Source organism: Deltaproteobacteria bacterium, assembly GCA_018668695.1.
GTDB lineage: Bacteria > Myxococcota > XYA12-FULL-58-9 > XYA12-FULL-58-9 > JABJBS01 > JABJBS01.
The window spans coordinates 1-21956 of record JABJBS010000056.1 but is presented as its reverse complement, the minus strand read 5'-3'; the positions used below and the strand labels follow the sequence as shown (position 1 = coordinate 21956).

The 21956-nt window shown below is 50.7% G+C and carries 18 protein-coding genes; 6 read left to right on the top strand and 12 right to left on the bottom strand.

Going from position 1 to position 21956, the window contains the following annotated elements:
* The first annotated feature begins 51 nt into the window (after positions 1 to 51).
* The gene (locus HOK28_03035) at positions 52 to 1284 is read left to right on the top strand and encodes a hypothetical protein (protein ID MBT6432039.1); all 1233 of its coding nucleotides are present in this window, start codon (positions 52 to 54) and stop codon (positions 1282 to 1284) included.
* 264 nt (positions 1285 to 1548) lie between these two features.
* Complete coding sequence (locus tag HOK28_03030) at positions 1549 to 3756, top strand: hypothetical protein (GenBank protein MBT6432038.1); 2208 nt, start codon at positions 1549 to 1551, stop codon at positions 3754 to 3756.
* A gap of 91 nt (positions 3757 to 3847) precedes the next feature.
* Here HOK28_03030 and HOK28_03025 read toward each other — a convergent pair whose 3' ends face one another.
* The gene (locus HOK28_03025) at positions 3848 to 7201 is read right to left on the bottom strand and encodes a choice-of-anchor D domain-containing protein (GenBank protein ID MBT6432037.1); all 3354 of its coding nucleotides are present in this window, start codon (positions 7199 to 7201) and stop codon (positions 3848 to 3850) included.
* A 64-nt stretch (positions 7202 to 7265) separates the two neighbouring features.
* Here HOK28_03025 and HOK28_03020 point away from each other — a divergent pair, with 64 nt between their 5' ends.
* Genes HOK28_03020 through HOK28_03010 form a run of 3 tightly spaced genes read left to right on the top strand, consistent with a single transcriptional unit; the run spans position 7266 to position 10914 of the window.
* Positions 7266 to 8966 carry a hypothetical protein gene (locus tag HOK28_03020; GenBank protein ID MBT6432036.1) on the top strand — a complete coding sequence of 567 codons (1701 nt, stop codon included), beginning with the start codon at positions 7266 to 7268 and terminating at the stop codon, positions 8964 to 8966.
* Positions 8966 to 9634, top strand: coding sequence for an ABC transporter ATP-binding protein (locus tag HOK28_03015; GenBank protein MBT6432035.1), 669 nt, complete (start codon positions 8966 to 8968; stop codon positions 9632 to 9634). Before HOK28_03020 ends, HOK28_03015 begins: the two co-directional genes overlap by 1 nt.
* Entirely contained in the window at positions 9628 to 10914 is a 1287-nt protein-coding gene (locus tag HOK28_03010; protein MBT6432034.1) for an ABC transporter permease, read from the top strand. The genes HOK28_03015 and HOK28_03010 overlap by 7 nt, the downstream gene beginning before the upstream one ends.
* Here the strand turns inward: HOK28_03010 and HOK28_03005 are convergent.
* From HOK28_03005 to HOK28_02995, 3 genes are all read right to left on the bottom strand, one after another.
* Positions 10911 to 11138 carry a BolA family transcriptional regulator gene (locus tag HOK28_03005; protein MBT6432033.1) on the bottom strand — a complete coding sequence of 76 codons (228 nt, stop codon included), beginning with the start codon at positions 11136 to 11138 and terminating at the stop codon, positions 10911 to 10913. The two genes, HOK28_03010 and HOK28_03005, sit on opposite strands and share 4 nt — an antisense overlap.
* Before the next feature lie 99 nt (positions 11139 to 11237).
* On the bottom strand, positions 11238 to 13919 hold the full coding sequence (gene aceE, locus HOK28_03000) for a pyruvate dehydrogenase (acetyl-transferring), homodimeric type (protein ID MBT6432032.1): 2682 nt from the start codon (positions 13917 to 13919) through the stop codon (positions 11238 to 11240).
* Between the two features lie 63 nt (positions 13920 to 13982).
* Entirely contained in the window at positions 13983 to 14453 is a 471-nt protein-coding gene (locus tag HOK28_02995; GenBank protein ID MBT6432031.1) for a cupin domain-containing protein, read from the bottom strand.
* Positions 14454 to 14655: 202 nt separating this feature from the next.
* On the opposite strand from HOK28_02995, the gene HOK28_02990 reads away from it, so the two are divergent.
* On the top strand, positions 14656 to 15612 hold the full coding sequence (locus tag HOK28_02990) for a hypothetical protein (protein ID MBT6432030.1): 957 nt from the start codon (positions 14656 to 14658) through the stop codon (positions 15610 to 15612).
* A 47-nt stretch (positions 15613 to 15659) separates the two neighbouring features.
* Here the strand turns inward: HOK28_02990 and HOK28_02985 are convergent, their stop codons facing one another.
* The 8 genes from HOK28_02985 to HOK28_02950 all read right to left on the bottom strand — a co-directional run.
* Complete coding sequence (locus tag HOK28_02985; protein MBT6432029.1) at positions 15660 to 15815, bottom strand: hypothetical protein; 156 nt, start codon at positions 15813 to 15815, stop codon at positions 15660 to 15662.
* 5 nt (positions 15816 to 15820) lie between these two features.
* Positions 15821 to 16876, bottom strand: a complete 1056-nt coding sequence (locus HOK28_02980; GenBank protein ID MBT6432028.1) for an FAD:protein FMN transferase — start codon at positions 16874 to 16876, stop codon at positions 15821 to 15823.
* 135 nt (positions 16877 to 17011) lie between these two features.
* Positions 17012 to 18283, bottom strand: a complete 1272-nt coding sequence (locus tag HOK28_02975; protein ID MBT6432027.1) for an NADH:ubiquinone reductase (Na(+)-transporting) subunit F — start codon at positions 18281 to 18283, stop codon at positions 17012 to 17014.
* Between the two features lie 19 nt (positions 18284 to 18302).
* A complete protein-coding gene (gene nqrE / locus HOK28_02970; protein ID MBT6432026.1) occupies positions 18303 to 18917 on the bottom strand; it encodes an NADH:ubiquinone reductase (Na(+)-transporting) subunit E in 615 nt (204 codons plus the stop codon).
* Between the two features lies 1 nt (position 18918).
* Positions 18919 to 19590: an NADH:ubiquinone reductase (Na(+)-transporting) subunit D gene (locus HOK28_02965; protein ID MBT6432025.1), complete on the bottom strand. Its 672-nt coding sequence runs from the start codon at positions 19588 to 19590 to the stop codon at positions 18919 to 18921.
* The gene (locus HOK28_02960; GenBank protein MBT6432024.1) at positions 19544 to 20317 is read right to left on the bottom strand and encodes a Na(+)-translocating NADH-quinone reductase subunit C; all 774 of its coding nucleotides are present in this window, start codon (positions 20315 to 20317) and stop codon (positions 19544 to 19546) included. Before HOK28_02960 ends, HOK28_02965 begins: the two co-directional genes overlap by 47 nt.
* The gene (locus tag HOK28_02955) at positions 20307 to 21551 is read right to left on the bottom strand and encodes an NADH:ubiquinone reductase (Na(+)-transporting) subunit B (protein ID MBT6432023.1); all 1245 of its coding nucleotides are present in this window, start codon (positions 21549 to 21551) and stop codon (positions 20307 to 20309) included. The genes HOK28_02960 and HOK28_02955 overlap by 11 nt, the downstream gene beginning before the upstream one ends.
* Positions 21551 to 21956: NADH:ubiquinone reductase (Na(+)-transporting) subunit A (locus tag HOK28_02950; protein MBT6432022.1), on the bottom strand; the 406-nt coding region annotated here is incomplete at its 5' end. The genes HOK28_02955 and HOK28_02950, both read right to left, overlap by 1 nt.

Sequence of the window (21956 nt, the reverse complement as noted above, 5' to 3'; positions counted from 1 at the left end):
TTCCACGAAGCAGACTTACTACACCGAAGTCACGGGGGTTCGACGCATCAAATGCAAACAAATTTATTTGTGAACAGTGAAATAGGTCGTTTACGCGAAGTTATATGTCACCCGCCAGGCCCTGAGCTTTTAGCGGTCACGCCCATGACCCGGCAGGAGTACCTCTACGATGACATCATCGACCTTGATGGCGCGATGGACGAACACCGCCGGTTTACTTCAATTTTAAGCCGGTTTGCCAATGTTCTCGACGTTCGGACTCTGCTTGAGCAAACCTTGGAAAATGAAGACGCTCGCAATTTTCTAATCGAACGATCCATTGAGATTACGGCTTTTCGCTCTCTTTCTGACTTGAAGAACGTGGCCCCGGCTGAACTTGCCCGGTGCTACATTGAGGGGTCGTCCATTCCGAGCGGAGCTTTCGCTCGTAAGCTAGAATTAGAAAATTACGCGCTCCCACCCTTGCCGAATCAATTTTTTACCCGTGATGCCTCCATGGTCATCGGGGATCAGGCGGTTGTTAGCGCGATGCGATTTTCGAGCCGTTGGCCGGAAGAAGCCTTGATGCGAACCATCTATGGCTACCATCCTCGTTTTGCCGATCCGAATATTCTCTACGATGGGAGTGATGAGCGCCGTAAAGGCATCACACTTGAAGGCGGCGATGTACATGTTATCTCGGATGACACCGTACTTGTGGGGCTTTCGGAGCGTACCAGCCCATCGGCATTGGATGAGTTGTGTGAGCTTCTCTTTACCAGCACGAAGATTACGGAAGTATTAACGATTGTTTTACCGGAGCGTTCCACCGCGATTCACCTGGATATGGTCTGGTCCCAAATCGACCATAATATCTGCGTGGCCTACGGTCCTCTTTTTCATGGTACGAGCCGTGCGCCGGTTTTACATAGGCGAAAAGGTGAGGAGTCGGTACGGGAAGCCGACGATCTCTTTAAAGCTTTTGCCAATATTGGAATCAAAATGGAGCCGGTTTACTGCGGAGGCGATTTGCCGCCCCGGCGTGAACGTGAGCAATGGGCTTCAGGCTGTAATTTCTTTGCAGTGGCTCCAGGCCAAGCCCTTTCTTACCGGCGCAATCATGGCACCCTAGAAGCATTGGAGAAGGCGGGTTTTCGCTTGGTGGATGCTGAAGCCTTTTTGTTGGGCGACGAGGAAGTGGCTGAGGACGATAAAGTGATCCTGACTTTCGCCGGTCCTGAGCTTGTTCGCGGGGGCGGCGGGCCTCGCTGTATGACTTGCCCGGTAAAGCGAGATCCTATTTGAGGGCACCGAGTTTCACCTGCTTGAAGTAGGCTACAGTCATGGGCGATGCGCTCTATCTTTTGTATACAAAACTAATCCATGTGTTTACACTGTCAACCAATGGATACGGATCTTCCGCTTTACCAGAGGGACTCCCTTTTGTTGAACCATTAAGTATCTAATATTATTAAGGTATTATTCGATTATAGTTTGGCACCAAGATTGCTAAACAAATAGTGACACCGTGGCGCCTCTTGTTGGCCGCCTCGACGAAAGGAATGAACAATGAAGATTAAGCTATTGAGCAGCCTTGCCGTTTGCGCGTTAGCGCTTGGGGCCTGCTCGGATGACGACACAACGAATCCAAGCATTACGCCGAACCAGTCTATGACCACAGCTCAGCTGATTGGCTTTCAGTCATGCGAAGAGCTCGAGCTTCAACTGAAGGGTTCGCTCTCGGCGCGCCTGGAAAACGAGCTAAGAATGCAAAACAACAACTACTATGGTGGTTGGGCTGATGGGGGCGACATGGCGGCTGAAAGTGCCGATGCATCCGCAAGCGACTCTGCAGGTTCCGGTTCGGGAAGCAATTCAAGCGAGCCACGAGAAGAGGGTGTGGATTTTTCGGGAACGAATAATCAGGAAGATGGCGTTGATGAAGCCGATTTTGTGAAGACCGACGGCTACTATATTTACACGCTCAACGGCAACCGATTGGAAATCTTTGGCGTGCCCAATTTTGGTGATCTCGTTCACCAATCTACAACGCTTGTAGAGGGCCGGCCCAGCCAAATGCTGATGGAAGGTGACAAAATGGTCATCTACTCTTCGATTAATGTATGGTCGCTTCCCGAGGGTCACCCAGTGCGCGCGCTTATTGGCCAAGAGTTTAACGATGAGTACAACTACTGGTATTGGCGGGTGCAGTCACTTACCAAGGTCACCGTGGTTGATATGACAGACCGCTTGAACCCCGTTATTGCACGTCAGCTTTACCTTGAAGGTCAGTACCAAACAGGACGCAAAGTGAACGCAAATGTTCGCATGGTCAGCCACGCTTGGATGAACCTACGCGGGGTAAGTACTTGGCCACAAGTGCCGGACACCTACTACGATTATCAGTATGACGATCCTGAGCGTGAATCGATTTGGGAACAAGCAGTTGAAGATACCATCGCCAGCAACAACGCAGTCATCGCAGAGTACGAACTAAGCGACATGGTTCCCCGATTGTATGAGCGCCTCATGGACGACTCATTTGTTGAGCACACCTATACAGCGAACAACTGCAACAACTTCTCTATCCCTGAAGACGGCAACGGCATGGGCTTTACCTCCATTCTAAGCCTTGACCTTTTTGGCGATGACTTTGCATTTGAAGCAGACCACCTCTTAACCAACTGGAGCCATGTCTATGCTTCCACAGACACCTTGGTGATTGCTGAGCCAGCTCAGGATTGGTGGTGGTTTTGGGGCAACCCAGATGAAGATGAAGCAACGAATATCCACCGCTTCGATATCAGCGAAGGCATCAATACGGTTTATGCAGGCAGTGGCCGCGTACCCGGTATGATTTTGGGACAGTTCTCTTTATCGGAGCACAATGATTATATCCGCGTCGCCTCCACAACCGGCCGGTGGAACCGCTGGTGGGAAGAAGAGCCCGAGCCAAGTGTGAGCCATGTTTACGTGTTGGGTGAGGCGCTTACTGAAGACAATGCAGTCACACTCGATGTGGTTGGTCATGTGGGTGATATTGCTCCTACCGAGCGTTTGTGGTCCAGCCGTTTTGTGGGAGATGAAGGTTACCTTGTAACTTTCAGAAACATCGATCCTCTGTGGACAATCGATTTGAGCGACCCAACCAATCCACAAATCAAAGGTGAGCTCGAAGTACCGGGTGTGTCCACTTACATTCACCCTCTCAAGGATGAGCAAGAAGGCTTCTTGTTAACGATTGGGTATGGCGGTGACGGCGATGGTCTTGATTGGAATACTCAGATCTCTTTGTTTGATGTGACCAACTTTTCAAACCCGCAGCTTGCCTCAGCGATGCCAATGGCGATGCAAGAAGGTGACGGATGGTACTATGGCTGGAGCGAGGCCAACTATGAGCACAAGGCATTTCAGTATTGGGCGCCGAAAGGTCTTTTGGCCATTCCACTTTCAACTTATCGCTGGGTTCAAAATGGCGGCGATTATTATTATGAGTATTCCAGCCGTCTTGAGCTGATTCAGGTTGATGTTGAAAACGGACTCTCCAATTACGGAAGCATCGACCACAGTGACTTCTTTAATGACCAAAGTAACTGGTACTGGAATTACCGAGATGTTCGCCGCAGCATTTTCATGGGTGACTACATCTACGCAATCAGTGACCGGGGAATCACAGCCCATACGGTGGAAGGCTTAAACCTAAGCGCTTCCTATCAGCTTGCAGGCTCTACAACGTATGACCACTGGGATTGCTGGGACTGTGAACTGGCAGATTAATTTTTAAGGTGCGGTGACCAGCATATTGCTGGCGTCGCCTGGGCAAAAAGTCCCCTCTGCTTTTGGCAGAGGGGGCTTTTTTTTTGAGCTCTTACTCAAAGCAAATGGTGTCGTAGGTCACCGTGATATGCTGACTGGCCCCGGGAACTTCGCTGCCGTTGAAGATGATGGAGTTGGTATCCGCATCAAAGCTCCAACCGTTGGCGGAACTAAGTGGCACGTTCTGGCAATTGATTGGGTTGCCGTTTCCGTCGTCATCACAGACTTCCACCGTAATCGTTCCGGCAGTAGCTGGCCGTGAAAGGGGGAACTGGCGTCTGGCGTTGAATACATCAAGCCCCAGGCTTCCAACCATGTTCGACCAGTCTGCGCTGCAAATAGATCTGAATTGTCCTCCCACAGCATTCACTGCATCATAATCAACTTGGTTTCCTTCAGCGGTGTCACAACCATTGGGTGGTGGCCCGGCAATAGCGGAAATGTTCAAGAGGTCGGGGTTGCCCACGCCTTTAAGGTTTCTAAAGAAATCCACGTAGAGCTGAGCAGTACCATCACTTTGGTCTTCTTCATCGGTTACCAAGATCACGTAGAGCTTGGCGTCTTCTCGGTAAAAACCGGCGTTGAAATCATCAATGTTCGGATAATCAAGCGCGAGCCGCGCTGCTTGAAGCGGTGACTCTTTACTATCAGAGCTTGGCCTTCCCGAGTTTGTGACCCGCACGTTGCAGTTAAACTGGCTGGACTGGGTAGCTACGGGTTGATCATCGCTTACCCAGAGTGGGTTGCCATCACAGGAATAGAGCTTACCTCGCCAATCACTTTCAGAATCCGTGTTGACCACGCCAATATGATAATCGGTGTCCAACGAGCTTGCTGCGTCGATAAACGAGCTGAAGTTGTTCGCAAGATTTTGCTGCTCTTCACTCATGGAACCAGAATCATCCACTGCCAATAGAACATCAACCAGAGGCCTCTCCGGCTGTTGGAATACATCAATGCCTGTGCTGTCGAGTGTGCCTTCTGCCGTCATTGGAACGGTGAAGTATTCTTCGTTGTCATCTGTGGATTGAATTTCCACAACGCCGCTGGAATCTCCCACTGCGGTAGCACAGAAGCGAACTTCAAATTCAGTATCGCTGCCAGGAGGCAGTGTCATGGAGGTTGGCTGCGTTGTTTCAAACCCAGGGTCTGAAGTACCGAGAATACCAAGGCTATTGATATCAAGGGTGCCATCGCCCGAGTTGTAGACAGCTACGCGAACCCATTCTGAGCAGCAACCTACGGTTACGAGTCCAAAATCAATTTGTCCTGGGATCACATCGATGTCTGGTCGGGTGCCATTTCCTGCGAGCGCCAATTCTTCGGTGGCGAGTGTGCCACCCGCGCCGCTGTTGGTTGTGAAAAGGATATTATTTTGGCCGCAGAGAAAAGGAATTTCTTCAAACGGATTGTTGCCTGATGGGGGAACCGGTTCGAATCGAACATCTACGGTGCGGTAATCATTCACTGGAATGATGCCCGGTAGGCTATCGCTGGTCCAAGAAAACGCGGCGGAAGTTCCTGAACCCAGAGCAATCTGAGCAACACTGCAATCTTCTGATCCCGTGTTGATTATTTTAAGCTCCATGGTTTTATCTTGGCCGATATTTACGTTTCCGAAGGCCAGAGATTCCTGCGGGCAGAAGAAAGTTGCCGGGGACACAGGAGAGAAGCTGATAGAGCAGTTGGGTGAACCACCGCCACGTGCTTCAAGCAGAAGCTCTTCACTGGCCCCTTCGGCCGATGTGTAGGGAAGTTTACCAAAGTGGTTCATGGCTAAATCAACAGCCGGGCGCTTGAAGATGAGTTCAATGGGACCAAATGATTCACCGGGTGCAAGGTCAAAGGTACTTGGAGCGGTGTTTGTGGGGTAGTACTCAAACATTTCAGCGCTGTTGGGATCAAGAATCAAAGCGCCAAGGTCGACCTCAGTACAAGGACGTTGCCCAACGTTTGAGAAGGTTACCAGAGCAAGCCGTGAAACAAGTTCTTCGCAGCCCGGTATTGGAATAGGCAGTGCGTCGCAGTCTTCGCCAACCCCGACTTCATCACTTGCCACCCACCCAAAGTCGACAGGACTTGGGCTTGGGACCAGGATACACTGTTCAGGCTGCCCGATCCGAGCGTTGAGATCGACCGCTGAGGTGGGTCGAAGGGTGTCATTGGTTTCAAAAATAATACGGCCCAGAGAGTTTGAGCCAATCGCATTCTGAACCTCCGGCAGGTAGCTGACGGGTAAAGCCGTGCTTTCGCCAACTGCCAGGCTTGAGGCGCCGGTCCATGGAATTTCGATGCTGTCAAACTCAGAACTGGACGAGTTGGCAAAGCTGATGCTGTCTAGGGTGAGGTCTGCATCGTAGCCGCAATTGGTGATGGTAATAGAACGCGTCTCGCTCACGTTCTGGGCGGTCGTATAAGAGGGCGCAGTACCAAACTGCAAAGTCGCATCGCCAGGGACATCGTCCTCTGTTTCAAAACAAATATGAGGCCCCACCACGCGGCCCATGAGATTCACATAAATGGGTGAGCCGAGTCCGGCAACGACAACTTCGCCGAAATGCTGTCCAGCCGTTGAGGGTCTGTATTCAACGGGTACAGTTAAGGTTTCACCCGGTGCCACTTGAGCACAGCCAAGCTCACCCAGAAAGAATACGCCATTTTCGCCAGGAATCTCCGTACTTGAAGTTTCTGGGATGCCGTCATTGGTGAGTTGAATCGTGACAAGGACTTCCGCGCTTCCAGTATTGGTAACGCTTATGCCTTGAGTTCCCAAAGCGATGGGTCGCCCGAGGACATCTTCAAAATCTGGACCGACTTCAGTATCGTTAAATGTTCCGAAGTCTACTAAGACACCTTCGCCGCATTCACCACTTTCAATGCACACATCGCAGGTGCCCGCGCCCCCAGATAAATCAATCGTCCAATTGCCGCGGATATCAGAATTGGATTCAATCGTGAGGGATGCTGTATGAACGCTGCCTGCGTTGGGGGCATACTCGATGGCAAGCTCTGCATACTGCGCGCCTTCGAGCATAAAGCCACCGTCCTGCATGGTCACGGATTCACTGGTGGCATCTTCAGCGCTGGACTCAAAGCGTTGTAACAAAACCAGACTAAAAACGTTGTCTGGGTCATCGAGTTGAATGGATTCAACCAATAAAGGCATCGGCATCCCGGAATTTTCCAGGCGCAGCGTGCGTCTTGTAGTGGAGCCTTCGGCTGGAGTGCCAAAATCAATGGATGAACTGTCTGGTGCAAGGTCCTGACACCCACATGCTTCACCTTGGTCACAGAGGGCAAGGCTCATAGAACCTCGCGCGGCGCTAAGGCTGTCGCTGCATTGACAATTACACAAGCTAATGAGGAGCCAGAAGGCCATCATGAGAATAATAGGCTTACGATACATTTATTTTCCCCCGGAACGCACCGGTTGGGTGCGATGGGCGTAAGACTAGAGGATCAGTTTTTCAATGCGCAAGCCCCAAAGACGTGATTTTGAATCTTTTATTTGGTACGACCTAGTCATGTTCGATTCTAAGAAACAGGTCCTACCGCTTTTGTTATTCCTCTTAAGCCTATCAGGTTGCGGAGGTTGCTCTGAGAAGGTGGTCGTACCACTTTTAGAAAATGTACCCGCTGACGCCAGTCTTGTTGTGGAAATGAACGATGTCGACGCGTTAATCCGTGCCTTTGGTCTTTATGTGGAGCAGGTAAGCCGGGGTGACGCCCGGCCGTTGGTCAAGCGGTTGCGCTCAGCACTTGAGACGCAGGCGGGTGTGCAGTTCTTTAAGCCAAAAACCTGGACCGAAGCAGGCGTCGACGTAAAAGCTGGGCTCGTGTTCTTTATTCGAGAAGAGCAAAAGCTGCTTTGGATGCGTGCAACCAAGCCCCAAATCGTGGAGCTGGGTCTCCAGAAACTTTTAAAACGAATCGATGGTGCCACTGCAAAACAAGAGTCCACCCATCATGGTGTTACGGTGATCACATTGGGACGTATCTTTGGTACCGAAGTGGTACCAGTGTTGCACTATGCTCGAACCGGGAATGACTACCTTTTGAGTTTAGGTACAAAGCCTGAAGCTTTGGGACAGATTATCAATCAACGAGAGAAGCGTAAGGCCGACAAGGCCCGTTGGTTGGATGATACGAAAATGAGTCAACTCTCGGCGAAGGTTCAAAAGAGTGCGATACGGTGGGTTGGGCGTTCGGATCTGGCGGCCAAGCTCTTGGGTGAGCAAGCTAAGGCGCTCAGTGATGGTGCTGCGATTGGCATTGACCTAGGACCAACCGGACTGAAAGTGGATGGTTATGTGGATTTCAAGCTCAAGGGCTTGGAGAAGCTTTTAAAGCCGGTGACTGTTCTTGAGCAGGCAAAATTGGTGGAGGAAGACGGCGCGTTGGTTCTGCTAACGGATGCCGCCCGTCCTGAATTGTTTCAAATTCTAAGAAACCAGCCCATGTTTCAAAAGCTCTTGTCCTCGGTTCAGTCTCGGTCCACTTCCGAAACCGGCTTAGATTTAGAAAATGAAGCGCTCAAGCATTTGAGCGGTCCGGTCGCGGTGGCTCTTCACCTGCAAGACATCAAAACTCTTTATTCTCGAATCACGCGAGGTGAGCGGCGATTACCTGTACTACTGGACAGTCTTCAGGTGGCAGTGGTGGCACAGATTGTAGATCCAAAAGCCATGAGCGCATTGGTGGGGCAGTCGGTGAAAATACTTACGGAGCGAGGTATGGACCTGAGGCAACGTGAAATTAAGGTAGGCACAAAAGTTGCGACGCAGTTTGAGCCAGATAAGCCTTCGCCGCGCATTGGTTGGGGAACCGCGGGGAATTATTATTATTACGCTGCGGGTACAGGGCGAGCAGAAAAAATCGCAAAGCATTTACTAAGCGAGAATTCAAAGAGTGCGTTCCCAGCTCTCCAAAGCTCGGTTGCCGCTTCCTTGGCTCAGGAGCCAGGCACCCAAGTGGCGGTCTTGAGAACCCAAGTTGTGGCTGAATCACTTGGTCTCTTGCTAAAGCAAACCAATATCCCAGCGGTGGCGAAGCTGGGCCTCACTCAGCAGGCCGATATGATTTTGGCATTGCTTGGAGGTCTTGACGATATTGCTTTGGGCATTAATGTTGAGCCGGGTCATGTTGTTGTCAAATTGAGACAGAGTCTTTGATGACTGCCGAACCTCTCGTAAGTTTAAGAAATGTTGTTAAACGCTTCAAAGATGGAGCAGGCGAAACAACAATATTAGACGGTGTCGACTTGGCTGTGATGCCGGGTGAGTTGGTTGTTCTCTTAGGATCCTCTGGTTCTGGAAAAAGCACGTTGTTACATCTTATGGGTGCACTTGATGTTGAGTACCAAGGCACCGTTCATGTTTTAGGAAAAGAACTCAAAGCTCTCAAAGACCGGGAGCGGGCGGGTTTACGCAGTGAGAAAATAGGCTTTGTCTTCCAAGCCTACCATTTACACGGTGAACTGACGGCTCTTGAAAATGTCCTGTTGGCGGCGATGTTCTCGTCGAAAGCACCTGACCGAAAATGGGCGGAACAGCTTCTGAATCAGGTTGGGCTTACTAAGCAAAAAGACCGAGAAGCACGCCATCTCTCAGGGGGTGAAAAGCAGCGTGTGGCTTTGGCTCGAGCACTCTATCACAATCCGCCTATTATTTTGTGTGACGAGCCCACTGGAAATCTCGACCAAGACAATGCCTCCGAGGTCCTGCGTTTACTCAGCAGTATGCGTTTGGAAAAAACTTGCATCGTCGTTGTAACTCACGATGAGCGCTTGGCGCAGCAGGCTGACCATGTGTGGAAGCTGGTTGGGGGGCGACTATGTTAAGAGAACGCCTCGTGAACTTGGCGGTGAATAACCTACGGTCTACGCCTCGCCGCGCAGCGGTGTCTGCTATGGGGGTGATGATAGCCAGCTGTGTTTTGTTTATGGTGGTAGGTCATGGTTTTGCCATTCGCGCTTTGGTCACGGAAAAAGTGGTGCGTGATCTTCCCATCAATATGCTCGAAGTCGCTCCGAGAACCCTCGATCTTGGAATGTTTAAACTCGATGCCCACAAGCTTTTTGGCGGCTCCCAAATCAACGAGGGTAAACTCCAAGTGCTCACCAAGATTCCAGGTGTGGATGCAGTTTATCCTAAATTGGAAGTGAAGCTTCCACTGGGTGCTCGAGGCGGCCGCGAAATTTTCGGACGTTCGCTCTACACGGATTTGTTTATGGTGGGTTTACCCAAAGAACTTCTCCTGCCTGAGGTCGGTGAGACTTTAAACGAAGACTCTTCCACAATACCGGTGGTTATTTCAGATCAGCTCTTGGAGATTTACAATCAGTCTGTGGCATCAGCGCTTGGTATGCCTCAGATCACAGCTCAGCTCATTACCGGATTTGAATTTGATATGGTGATTGGTAAATCACTGATGCTGGGCAGCCGAGGTGCCAAGGACAAGGGCGTTGAGCGGGCGCGCATTGTTGGTGCCTCTCAATACGCATTACGCCTCGGGGTGACGGTTCCACTGGAGGTCGCGCGCGGCTTGATGAGCCGTTACGGGGAGAGTAATGGGGCGGAGAGTTATTCATCTGTTCTTATCCGGGCCAAAAGCCCAGAGGATATCCCGGCGATTGCCGATGCAGTGGAAGAGCTTGGTTTGAGTTTGGATAAAGGGGCCCGGCAAGTTGCCGACATCATGAATATGATCTTGGTCTTTTTTGCACTCCTTGGCGGCAGCATGCTCATGATGGCTGCATTGAATATCGGCCATAGCTTTTTCGCTCAAGTCACTGAACGCCGTGCTGAACTCGGAATTTTACGAGCTCTGGGAGCGCGTCGCCGGGATGTGATGATTTTGGTTCTCTCGCAAGCGGCGGTTATCGGGATGGTGGGCGGCCTGGTGGGCTGCGTACTCGGCCTTGGCCTTGCGGGTACGCTGGATGCTTGGATTCTTGGGACGCTGCCCGACTTTGCATTCAAGCCAGATACATTGTTTTTGTTTCCACCGACTATCTTTATTTTCGTGTGGTTGTCGTCGATTTTGGCCGCCGTTTTGGGGGCCTCTTGGCCAGCTTGGTCGGTGGCAAATGCGAGCGTGACGCAGGTCTTAAGTGATTAAGGGGTGCGCGTTTTTAGCTTGAGAGCGTGCAGCGCGCCGCCCATGACATCGGTAAATGCTGCGTAGACCATGCGGTGCTGATTGACGGGTGATACGCCGGCAAAGGTCTCGGAAACAACTTCAACATCCCAATGGTCTTGACCACCGGTCATATCCTTGATGACAACTTGCGCGCCTTCAATTTCTTTTTTGATTCGGGTTTCGATTTCTTCCGCAGTGATCATGACGCGTCCTTTATCATGGGTGGTGGAGCGGCTATGGCAGTGTGATACAGCGTTTGTCAACGTTTGCAGCACACTGCCGGTCGGTTGATACCTGAATTCTTAAAGAGTAACAGGGTCGGGTTTGTCTTTGGACCACTCAAAGGAACGCATTGCTTCGTTTACCACCTTCGCTTTGATTTTACCTTCGCGGTAAAGCGTGGATAGAGCTGTAATAACGATTGAGGCAGTGTCTACCTCAAAGTGTCGCCGCAGTGCTTCGCGTGTATCGGAGCGGCCGTAGCCATCGGTACCGAGAACAACGTAGCGGTTGGGAACAAAGTCGCTGATGATTTGCGGCAACTCACTCACCCAATCCGAAGCAGCAATAACCGGACCTTCGGCGCCGTCGAGTACCTGCGTAATAAACGGCACTTGCTTCTTACCTCGAGGGTTGAAGCGATTGTGACGAGCGGTACGGCGAGCATCTCGGTAGAGCTGTTGATAGCTTGTAACGCTCCAAACGTCCGCTGCAATATTGTATTGCTCCGCTAGAATTTGCTGAGCCGTACGAACGGAATTCAAAATCGTTCCGCTTCCGAAAAGCTGGAGTTTTGCCTCGGGCTTATCTGGCATCGGCGTAACGGGCGGCAGCTGATAGATACCGCGAAGAATTCCTTCTTCTGCACCCTCGGGCATCGCCGGCATGGTGTAGTTCTCGTTGTAGAGAGTGATGTAGTAGAGGCAGTCTTCGTCCTTGTCGAGCATACGCGTCAGGCCGTCGCGCACAATCACAGATGTTTCGTAGGCATAGGCTGGGTCATACGCTCGGCAGCTTGGTACTGCATTGGCGTAAAGTAGGCTGTGCCCATCTTGGTGCTGGAGTCCTTCACCGTTGAGTGTGGTTCGGCCAGCTGTGCAACCCAGTAGAAATCCCCTCGCCCGGGCATCGCCGCATTGCCAAATTTGGTCACTGGTGCGTTGAAAACCAAACATCGAATAAAATAGGTAGAATGGAATGGTTACAGTTCCATGGGTGGCGTAGCTCGTTCCGGCAGCCTGGAAGGAGGCCATCGAGCCTGCTTCAGTAATACCCTCTTCTAAGATTTGGCCATTTTGGCTCTCTCGGTAGTACAAGAAGTGGTTGGCATCGACGGGTTCGTATTTTTGCCCCATGGAAGCGTAAATACCTACTTCTCTAAAGAGAGCATCCATACCAAAGGTTCGACCTTCATCCGGAATAATCGGGACGACATGCTTGCCTATTTTCTTGTCACGTAAAAGTCCTCGCAAGAGTCTCACAAAAGCCATGGTAGTAGAGACTTCTGCTTTTGCCGCGCCTTTAAATGCCTCTTCAAAGATTTTATCTTCTGGGCAACTCAGGGCCGGCTTTGGAGCGCGTCGTACAGGCAGCGAACCGCCGAGCGCAAAGCGTCGCTCTTTAAGATACTTAACCTCTGGGCTTTGCTCTCCCGGGTGAAAATACGGCGCTTCTTCGAGCCGGTCATCAGGGATAGGAAGCTCAAGGGTATCTCGGAACATTCTCAAGTGGTCCAAGTCCAGCTTCTTCATCTGGTGGGTTACGTTACTGGCTTCAAAGCCTTCTCCAAGTGTCCAGCCTTTTACGGTCTTACATAGGATGGCAACCGGACCATCTGTATATTCTACAGCGCGTTTGTAAGCTGCATAGAGTTTTCGATAGGAGTGGCCACCTCGTCTCAATTTAGGAAGAGCTTCATCGGGGATGGTTTTGAGAAGTAATTCCATGGCAGGGTCACCGTTACAGAAATCCTTACGAATGTAGGCACCATCGGAAACCGAATACTTCTGAAATTGTCCATCAACGACTTCGTTGCAGCGTTTTACCAATGCACCGTCAACATCGTTTGCGAAGATTGGATCCCACTCAGGGCCCCAGATGACTTTGATGACATGCCAGCCAGCACCGCGGAAAACAGCTTCCAACTCTTGAATGATTTTGCCATTGCCACGAACCGGACCATCGAGTCTTTGTAGGTTGCAGTTGACGACAAACTTCAGGTTGTTGAGGCCTTCTCGCGTGGCCACACTAAGAGCGCCCAGTGTTTCAGGCTCATCACACTCGCCATCGCCAAGGAATGCCCAAACACGGCAATCGGTGGTGTCTTTGAGGCCGCGGTTATGCAGATAGCGGTTGTAACGCGCCTGATAAATTGCGGCCATGGCACCAAGGCCCATGGATACGGTTGGGAATTGCCAAAAGTCTGGCATCAACCAAGGGTGGGGATAACTTGAAAGCCCAACGCCGCCGGTCTCTCTTCGAAAATAATCGAGCTTTTCACGGCTTAAGCGCCCTTCAAGAAAGGCTCGGGCATAAATCCCGGGTGCAGCGTGCCCTTGGATGAAGAGTTGATCTCCGCCGGTGGTTGAGTCCGGTCCGCGGAAGAAGTGGTTGAAGCCTACTTCGTAAAGACTTGCACTTGAAGCGTAGGTTGAGATGTGTCCGCCGATACCTGGGAAGCGTTTGTTGGCACGTTGAACCATGGCCATAGCATTCCAGCGAATCATACGCCGTACCCGCTTTTCCATCATTTCATCACCGGGAAAATCGGGCTCTTGTTCAACAGGGATGGTGTTGATGTAAGGCGTTTGGATAAGGGGAGGCACACCAACATTGAGCTCTTTGGCTCGGGACAAGACGGCTCGCAGAATATAGGCTGCACGTTCAGGGCCATCTACGTTGATGAGGCTCTCTAGTGATTCAAGCCATTCGTCGGTTTCGCCAGGATCGATATCGGGGAGTTGGGATTTGTACTGATCAAACATAACTGTGTACTCCACACATCATGCAGCTCTTTTTAGATAGGTGCAGATTTGCGTGTTGGAAGCTTAGAGGTTTTCGCCATCCTCATCTGAAGATGGTTTTGTTGCGCTTTGTGGCATCTTAAATCCTGTAGACCCTTCTCCAGTAATCGACAAGACATCGGCAATGACATCGTGATGGCCAAAGCCAGCTGGATATGAGTGGGCACAGGCGCCTGAAATAACGAGGACAGCTCGGTCACTGCTTTTATTACCGATGGCTCGTAGGGTGGAAGGATCAACCCGAACGATATCACCCTTTTTTAGGATGATGCGTTCTTCAGATTTGTCGTCCTTTAGAATGATTAGGTCGGCAACACCGTCAATGCAGTAATAAACTTCTTCTTGCTCGCGGTGGCTGTGGAAAAAGTCAAAGCCTTCCCCGCGCGTCAGAGTGTAAACCGAGAATCCGAGATTCTTCAGGCCAAGCTGCAGAGCGAAGTCCGAAGGACCGTCGTTTTTTTTGTCGAAGTTGTAGTGACCCTTAGAATATGCCATCGGCAGAATCTAGCCCCTTTAGAGGCTATGGGCAACCTACAGAAGGCATTTCAGTGAAGCTTGACAATAATGATACAGAGCCATGCACTTTAAGGTTGTAGCACAACGCGTCACTTTGATGTATTGATTTGGGGTAACTTGCTTGGCGCTTCGTGGACATTGTATAGCTGCCAGCTGAATTTAGAGAGTTTTGGAGTGTCAAATGGCGTTTTGTCGTTTTTGGATTATCGCTTTGGTGTTGCTAGCGTCCGTACCGGCCATGGGTGCGCAGCGAGCTCAAGTTCTCGAGGATATTCTCGAGCAGGTGCGTGCTTCGTACAATAAGCAAGAACGCCCAATGGTGATTTTCGATGTGGACGGCACGCTCTTGGATAACCGAACCAGGATTCAGCGTATTCTTATCGAATACTCAGACGCGGAACTGAAGAAGGCCCGGCCTGACGAAGCGAAACTGATTCGTGAAATCGACATCGACAAGATCGAGTACCGTGTGGCGGATACTCTTAAGGGCATTGGCATCGACGACTCAGGCATCATCAATAACGCGATGGTTTTTTGGGGCGAGCGTTTCTTTACCGATGATTATTTACGCTACGATGTACCAACGCCAGGTGCAGTAGACTTTGTACGTACTCTTTATTCAAGTGGTGCCAAGATTGTTTATCTGACGGGGCGCGATACAGAGCGCCAGCTTTTAGGAACCGTTCGTACATTACGCGAAAAAGGCTTTCCAATCGGCATCCAGGGAACTGAGCTCATTATGAAGCCAACGCCCCAGACCCAAAATGCGATGTTTAAGCAACGGGTCACAAACTACTTGCGACATTACGGCAAGGTGGTTGCAACATTTGATAACGAACCAGGAAATATTAACGTCTACCGCCGTGCCTTCGGTAAAGCGATCTGCATTCTATTTCAGGCCAAGCATTCATTGGATGCACCGCCGCTTCTGCCCAACATCAACGAACTCTCAAGCTTTGAAAAGATTCCAGATCCAGCACCCATCCAAGTGGTCCAAACGCCTGTGGATGCTGCTGCCCAGATTGAAGTGGAAGCCGAAGCCCCAAGCGCTCCAGCCGAAACTGCTCCGGTACCCGGTGTAGAGACCGAGGACGTACAAGAGGCTGAACCAGAGCCAGCGAATCCAGTTGTACCTTAAGATAGATGTATCTTAAGACAGTGAGCTAACCGCTCGGGTTGTTATTTCTATTTTTCGAGACGCGCGGTCTCGCATGCACAATCTTCTGGGTTGGCGGCGCCGCCGCAGGAACCCTGCAGGCACCGATCACTGAAGATAACGCCAACAGCCATCATAAACATGAGGCAGGCCATAGCGGTTATGGTGAGAATCAACGTCGACATACTTATTATTTAGCGCTCTTCGTGCGATTTGCAAAGGTAGAACTTGGTTTTTCTACCAGTTTACCGGTGTTATCTCGGATAATGAAAAGCGCTGCAATCTGCTCTTGTTCGGCAAGTTTTGGGCCTTTGATGGGACCGAGAACGTTCAGTGCGGTCGCCAGAGCATCTGCCTCGGCGCAGGAGCCAGCAACGACAGAAACGCTGGCTAAATTGTGTTTGATAGGCTTTCCGGTTTGAGGATCGATGGTGTGCGAGAAGCGTAAGCCATCTTTCTCATAGAAGTTTCTATAATCTCCACTGGTTGCCAGGGCTTCACCGGATAAGGCGACTACTTGAAAAATCCCCGGAGCATGAGCCGATGGAGTTTCGATGCCGATGCGCCAAGTGGTATCTTTGGCATTTTGACCTTTCGCAAAAACTTCTCCGCCAATCTCAATCATATAATTGTGGTGCCCGAGCGCTTCGATCGACTGAGCCACTTGGTCGACCGCAAACCCCTTGGCGATGGCCGATAGGTCAACGTAGGTCTTGGGGTGTGCCTTGCTTAGGCTCTGGCTGTTAATCGTTAGCTTTTGGTAGCCAACGTAGGTGAGAAGCTCAGTGAGCTGCTCTTCCCTGACTTGATTTTGAGGTCCCTCAGGACCAAACCCCCAAGCATTGACCAAAGGCCCCACAGTGACATCAAAATGGCCGCCGGTAAGCTTGCTGATGCCTTGAGCAAGTTGCACGACCTCGAGGGTTAGGGCGCTCATGGGCTGTGGCTGCGTTGATTCAGAGGCGTTAAAAAGCGAGAGCTCAGAAGTCTTAAGGTAGGTGCTCATGGCCGCATTGACAGCGTTCATAGCCTCTAGGGCTGACTTTTCGATGGGTGCTTTATCGGCGGGACTCAGGTCTCTTCCTACGACTTTGACGGAATAGGTGGTGCCCATGATGGGGCCAGTGAGCTCGACGGACCACGGCGGTGCGCCGGGTGAACCAGGCATCAATCGATAAACGCAAAGTGCCCCGAAGAAGAGGATCATGAAGGGGAGAGCTTTCGGGATTTTACGATTTGGATTCATATGGGTTTATTAGGCCTGAATCGGGGAATACTCAAAGAGATAAGTGGTAAATTTTGAGTTGTTTTGCACTGAAGTTAGAGGATTTTTAGGCAAAAAAAAGCCCGGACAATCTGCCCGGGCTTTTCATCTTGTTTATTAACCGCCGAAGTCATCCAAAAAGACATTCTCGGGCTCGACACCTAATTCGTCGAGCATGTTGATAACGGCCTGGTTCATCATTGGTGGCCCACACATGTAGTATTCACAATCCTCAGGTGAGGGGTGGTTCGACAAGTAGTTTTCGAGCAATACTTGGTGAATGAAGCCTTTGTAACCCATCTTTGAACCAAGAGGCTTGCGGCTTTCTGAGTCTGGATTATCCCAGTCGTCCTCGGCTTGAGGATCCGAAAGGGCGATGTGCCACTCAAAGTTTTCATTATCCTTTTGAATGCCATCAAAATCTTCAACGTAAAAAGCTTCTCGATAACTTCGCGCACCGTACCAGAAGGAAACCTTGCGGTCCGTGTGGATACGTTTGAACTGGTCAAAGATGTGTGAGCGCATTGGAGCCATACCGGCACCGCCGCCAACAAACACAAACTCAACGTCATTATCACTCGCGAAGAATTCTCCGTAAGGTCCAGAGATCGTCACTTCATCGCCGTCTTTAAGGTCGAAGATGAAGCTGGACATCTTGCCCGGTGGAATACCTTCAGGCCCACGTGGTGGTGGCGAAGCAATCCGGACGTTGAGCATGATGATGCCCTTTTCTTCCGGGTAGTTGGCCATGGAGTAAGCGCGAATGACTTCTTCATCAACCGTACTCACATAACGCCACATGTTGAACGTATCCCAGTCGCCTCGGTATTCTTCGTCGATGTCGAAGTTTTTGTATTCCGCTACGTGAGGTGGACATTCAATCTGAATGTAACCGCCGGCACGAAAGGGAACTTCTTCACCGGGAGGAAGTTCAAGAACGAGCTCTTTGATAAAAGTTGCAACGTTGTTGTTGCTGCGTGTTTTACAGCTCCACTTACGAATGCTGAACACTTCTGGTTCAAGCTCAATTTCCATATCGCTCTTCACTTTGACCTGGCAGGCCAAGCGACACCCTTCACGGGCTTCACCGCGAGAGACATGGCCTTCTTCTGTGGAGAGCAGGGTACCGCCGCCGGCATGTACATGAACTTTGCACACACCGCAGCTTCCTTTGCCGCCACAAGCAGAAGGGATGAAGAGCTTGTTGGCGCTGAGAACATTCAAGAGGGTATCACCCGCTGGAATCTTCAGTGCCTTGGAAGGGTCTTCATTGATTAAAATGGTGACTTCTTCACTGTTGACGAGCTTTGCTTTGGCTCCGAGTAAAACGGAGACCAGCGCAACGACCATCACTGTGAACATCACAACGCCAAGTAAAATGGTTTCCATATCGAGACTCTCCTACAACCTAAAGTTGGATGCCCGAGAAGGCCATAAATCCAATGGCCATCAAACCGGTGGTGATAAAAGTAATTCCCAGGCCTCTTAGCCCTGCAGGAATATCGCTGTAGCGCATTTTCTCGCGAATAGCGGCAAGAGCGATAATTGCCAAGGCAAAGCCAATGCCGTTACCAACGCCGAATACAACGCTTTCGGCAAAGTTGTAATCGCGCTCAACCATGAAGAGTGATGAGCCAAGAATGGCACAGTTCACCGCAATCAAGGGTAAGAAGATACCCAGGGCTGAGTAGAGAGCGGGCATGAATTTATCGAGTGCCATCTCAACGATTTGAACTGCCGCGGCAATCGTTCCAATCATCGCAAGAAAGTTCAGGAATGAAAGGTCAGTGCTGGCGAAGTCGTCGCTTAACCAGGTGAGCGCCCCTTCTTTGAGCAATCCATTGTAGATGAGGTTGTTGAGCGGGCAGGTTACTCCCAAAACGAAAATAACCGCTGCGCCAAGCCCCATGGAAGTGTCCACTTTCTTGGAGCAAGCCAAGAACGTACACATCCCCAAAAAGAACGCGAGCGCCATATTTTCAACAAAGATGGCCTTAGTAGCCAGACTTATATAATGTTCCATTTCAATCCACCTCGACCTGGTCTGGTTTCCAAACTCGCAGAGCCCAGATGAGCAATCCGATAATCACAAACGCTGACGGAGCCAGCATCATTAAACCATTGGGGGTGTACCAACCACCTTCGGTGACCAGCGGGAGAACATCCAGACCGAATAGCTTACCCGAGCCGAAAAGTTCACGAAAGAAAGCTACGATCACCAAGCACAGGCTGTAACCGAGGCCGTTTCCGATACCATCGATGAAGCTAAGCCACGGGCCATTTTGCATGGCGTATGCTTCTGCACGGCCCATAACGATGCAGTTGGTTATAATGAGACCCACAAATACCGAAAGCTGTTTCGATACATCGTATACGAAAGCTTTGAGGACTTGGTCTGTAATAATAACCAACGATGCAATGATGGTCAGCATAACGATGATTCGGATGTGAGAAGGAATCTTGTTCCGAATGATGCTGACGGACATGTTTGATAGAGCCACAACGGCTGTCAAAGCCACGCTCATAACAAGAGCGGTTTCCAGCTTTGTAGTCACCGCCAGGGCTGAGCAAATACCGAGTACCTGCAGGCCGATGGGGTTGTTGTCAAAAAGCGGATCGAGAAGTGCTGATTGTTCTGCTTTACCCATTTTAACTGCCCCTTTCCTTAAACTGCTTGAGGTAAGGACCAAAGCCATGGGTCCCTAACCAGAATTGAACCAAGTGCGATACGCCGCGTGCCGTGATGGTTGCGCCGCTTAAGCCGTCGACCTGATAAGGGTCTTCAGCCACAGGGCCAGCCTGTCCTTTGATAACGGCAATTTTAGGTTGTCCGTCGTCGCCAAATGCTTTGCGGCCAGGCCACAGTGCTTTCCACTTTGGATTATCTACTTCTCCGCCCAGGCCTGGTGTTTCACCGTGTTGATAAAAGGTTAGTCCCTTGATGGTGTTGACGTCTTTATCTAAAGCCAAAAAACCGTAGAGTGTGGACCAAAGGCCTTTGCCTTCAACGGGTAGAACCACCATCTTCACTTGCTCCCCATCTACAACTTGGTAGACGAGGGCTTTGTTAGGAATCCGAGCAACTTTAGCGTCGTTGGTTGGTGCTTCAGTACTTTGAGCAGGATCTTTGCTGGCCTTGAGCTGATCAAAGCTTGCTGCATCACCCTCTACATAGTTCCCAGTTTTCAAGTCGATAAGCTTGGGCCGGATGCTGCTGGCAAAAATCTCTTTTACCTGGTCAGCTGTCGGTGCTTCACCTGCCTTGAGTAATCCTGTGACGCCAAGAACTTTTTTCTGCTTGTCCAAAAGCGCGTTGGCTACTTGTTTGTCCTTTAGGGATACAGCGGAGCCCGAAACAAATGCTCCACAAACGATGCATACGATCGCCGCAAACCCAATGGTGTAGGTCGTATTATGCTGCATAGCGTGCGGCCCTCCGCTTGATATTAGCTTGAACAAAGAAGTGGTCGATGAATGGGGCGAACATATTCATGAACAGAATCGCCAACATCATGCCTTCTGGGTAAGCGGGGTTAACCACGCGAACCAGAACGACCAACACACCGATGAAAAATCCGTAGATCAGCTTGCCACCGTCTGTGAACGAAGAGCTCACAGGGTCGGTTGCCATGAAGACCATACCGAATGCCCAGCCGCCGAGCAGGAAGTGCCAGTGCGGCCCTACTGCAAACAATGGGTTGGTGTCGGAACCAACGGCATTGAGCATCAGAGCTGTGAGGCCAGTACCCACGGTGATACCTACCATGGTTCGCCATGAACCAATCTGCATCATGACCAAGAGTCCTGCTCCCATCAAGCATGCAAGCACCGAGGTTTCGCCCATGGAGCCTGGTATGGTTCCGATGAAAGCATCCACCCAGCTAAGTTCTGCCAGCGCTTCATTTCCAGTTTCAGCAGCTTTTGCAAGCCAAGTTGCGCCGCTTACGCTGTCTGAACCAGCGGTATTGGCAGCAATCCAGCATTTATCGCCGGAGATTTGAGCTGGGTATGCGAAGAACAAAAAGGCCCGGACTGTAAGAGCCGGGTTTAAGATGTTCATGCCGACGCCGCCAAAGATTTCTTTGCCGATGACGATACCGAAGCTAACTCCGAGAACCACTTGCCACAGAGGAATTGTGGCCGGGAGTACCAGCGGAATGAGGTGAGCTGTAACCAGAAAGCCCTCTGTGATTTCGTGCCCGCGCTTGACCGCAAACAACACTTCCCAGAAACCACCGGTTGCAAGCGTTGTGATCAAGACAGGTACAAAATAGAGCAAACCATGAAGCATATTGCCTATCTGGTTTTCACTGCTGAACATCCAAGCTGCGTCCCATCCAAGGATCCCACCAATGAATTGGTAAGCTGCAGTGTTGAAGCTCTCTAGAGGAAGCGCACCAGCACCAATGGCAAGGTGTGCCTGGTAGCCGGTGTTCCACATGGCGAAAAGCATGCATGGGCTAAGAGCCACAACCACGCTGATCATCATACGTTTTAAATCAAGACCGTCTCTTGCGTGTGAATCACCTTTGGTAACGTCACTTGGCGTAAAGAGAATTGTATCTTGTGCTTCATAAAGCGGATAAAGCTGCTCTAATTTTCCACCTTTTTCAAAAAGTGGAGCAGCCTTGTCGAGTGCGTTGCGTATTGCTTTCATCACCCTTCCTTTTCAATCGTCGTAAGGACCGACCGAAGCATCGGGCCGTAATCGTTTTTGCCGGGGCAAACGAACGTGCACAATGCGAGGTCTTCTTCGTCGAGTTCAAGACAGCCCAATTCCTCTGCTCGCTCAAGATCGCTAACCGCGAGTGAACGAAGAAGAAACGTAGGCATGATGTCCAGAGGCATCACTTTTTCATACATACCGATGGGTACGATGGCACGGTGGGAGCCCATGAGGTTGGTATTAAAGGCAAACTTCTTCATTGGAAAAAGTTTGGACATAAATGCCGCACTCACGCTGAAGCGATTTTCGCCTGGCGAAAGCCAACCCAAAAATTCGCGTTCACGGCCTTCAGGAAGCACGCTTACCTGGTTGTTGAATCGTCCAAGGAATCCCTGA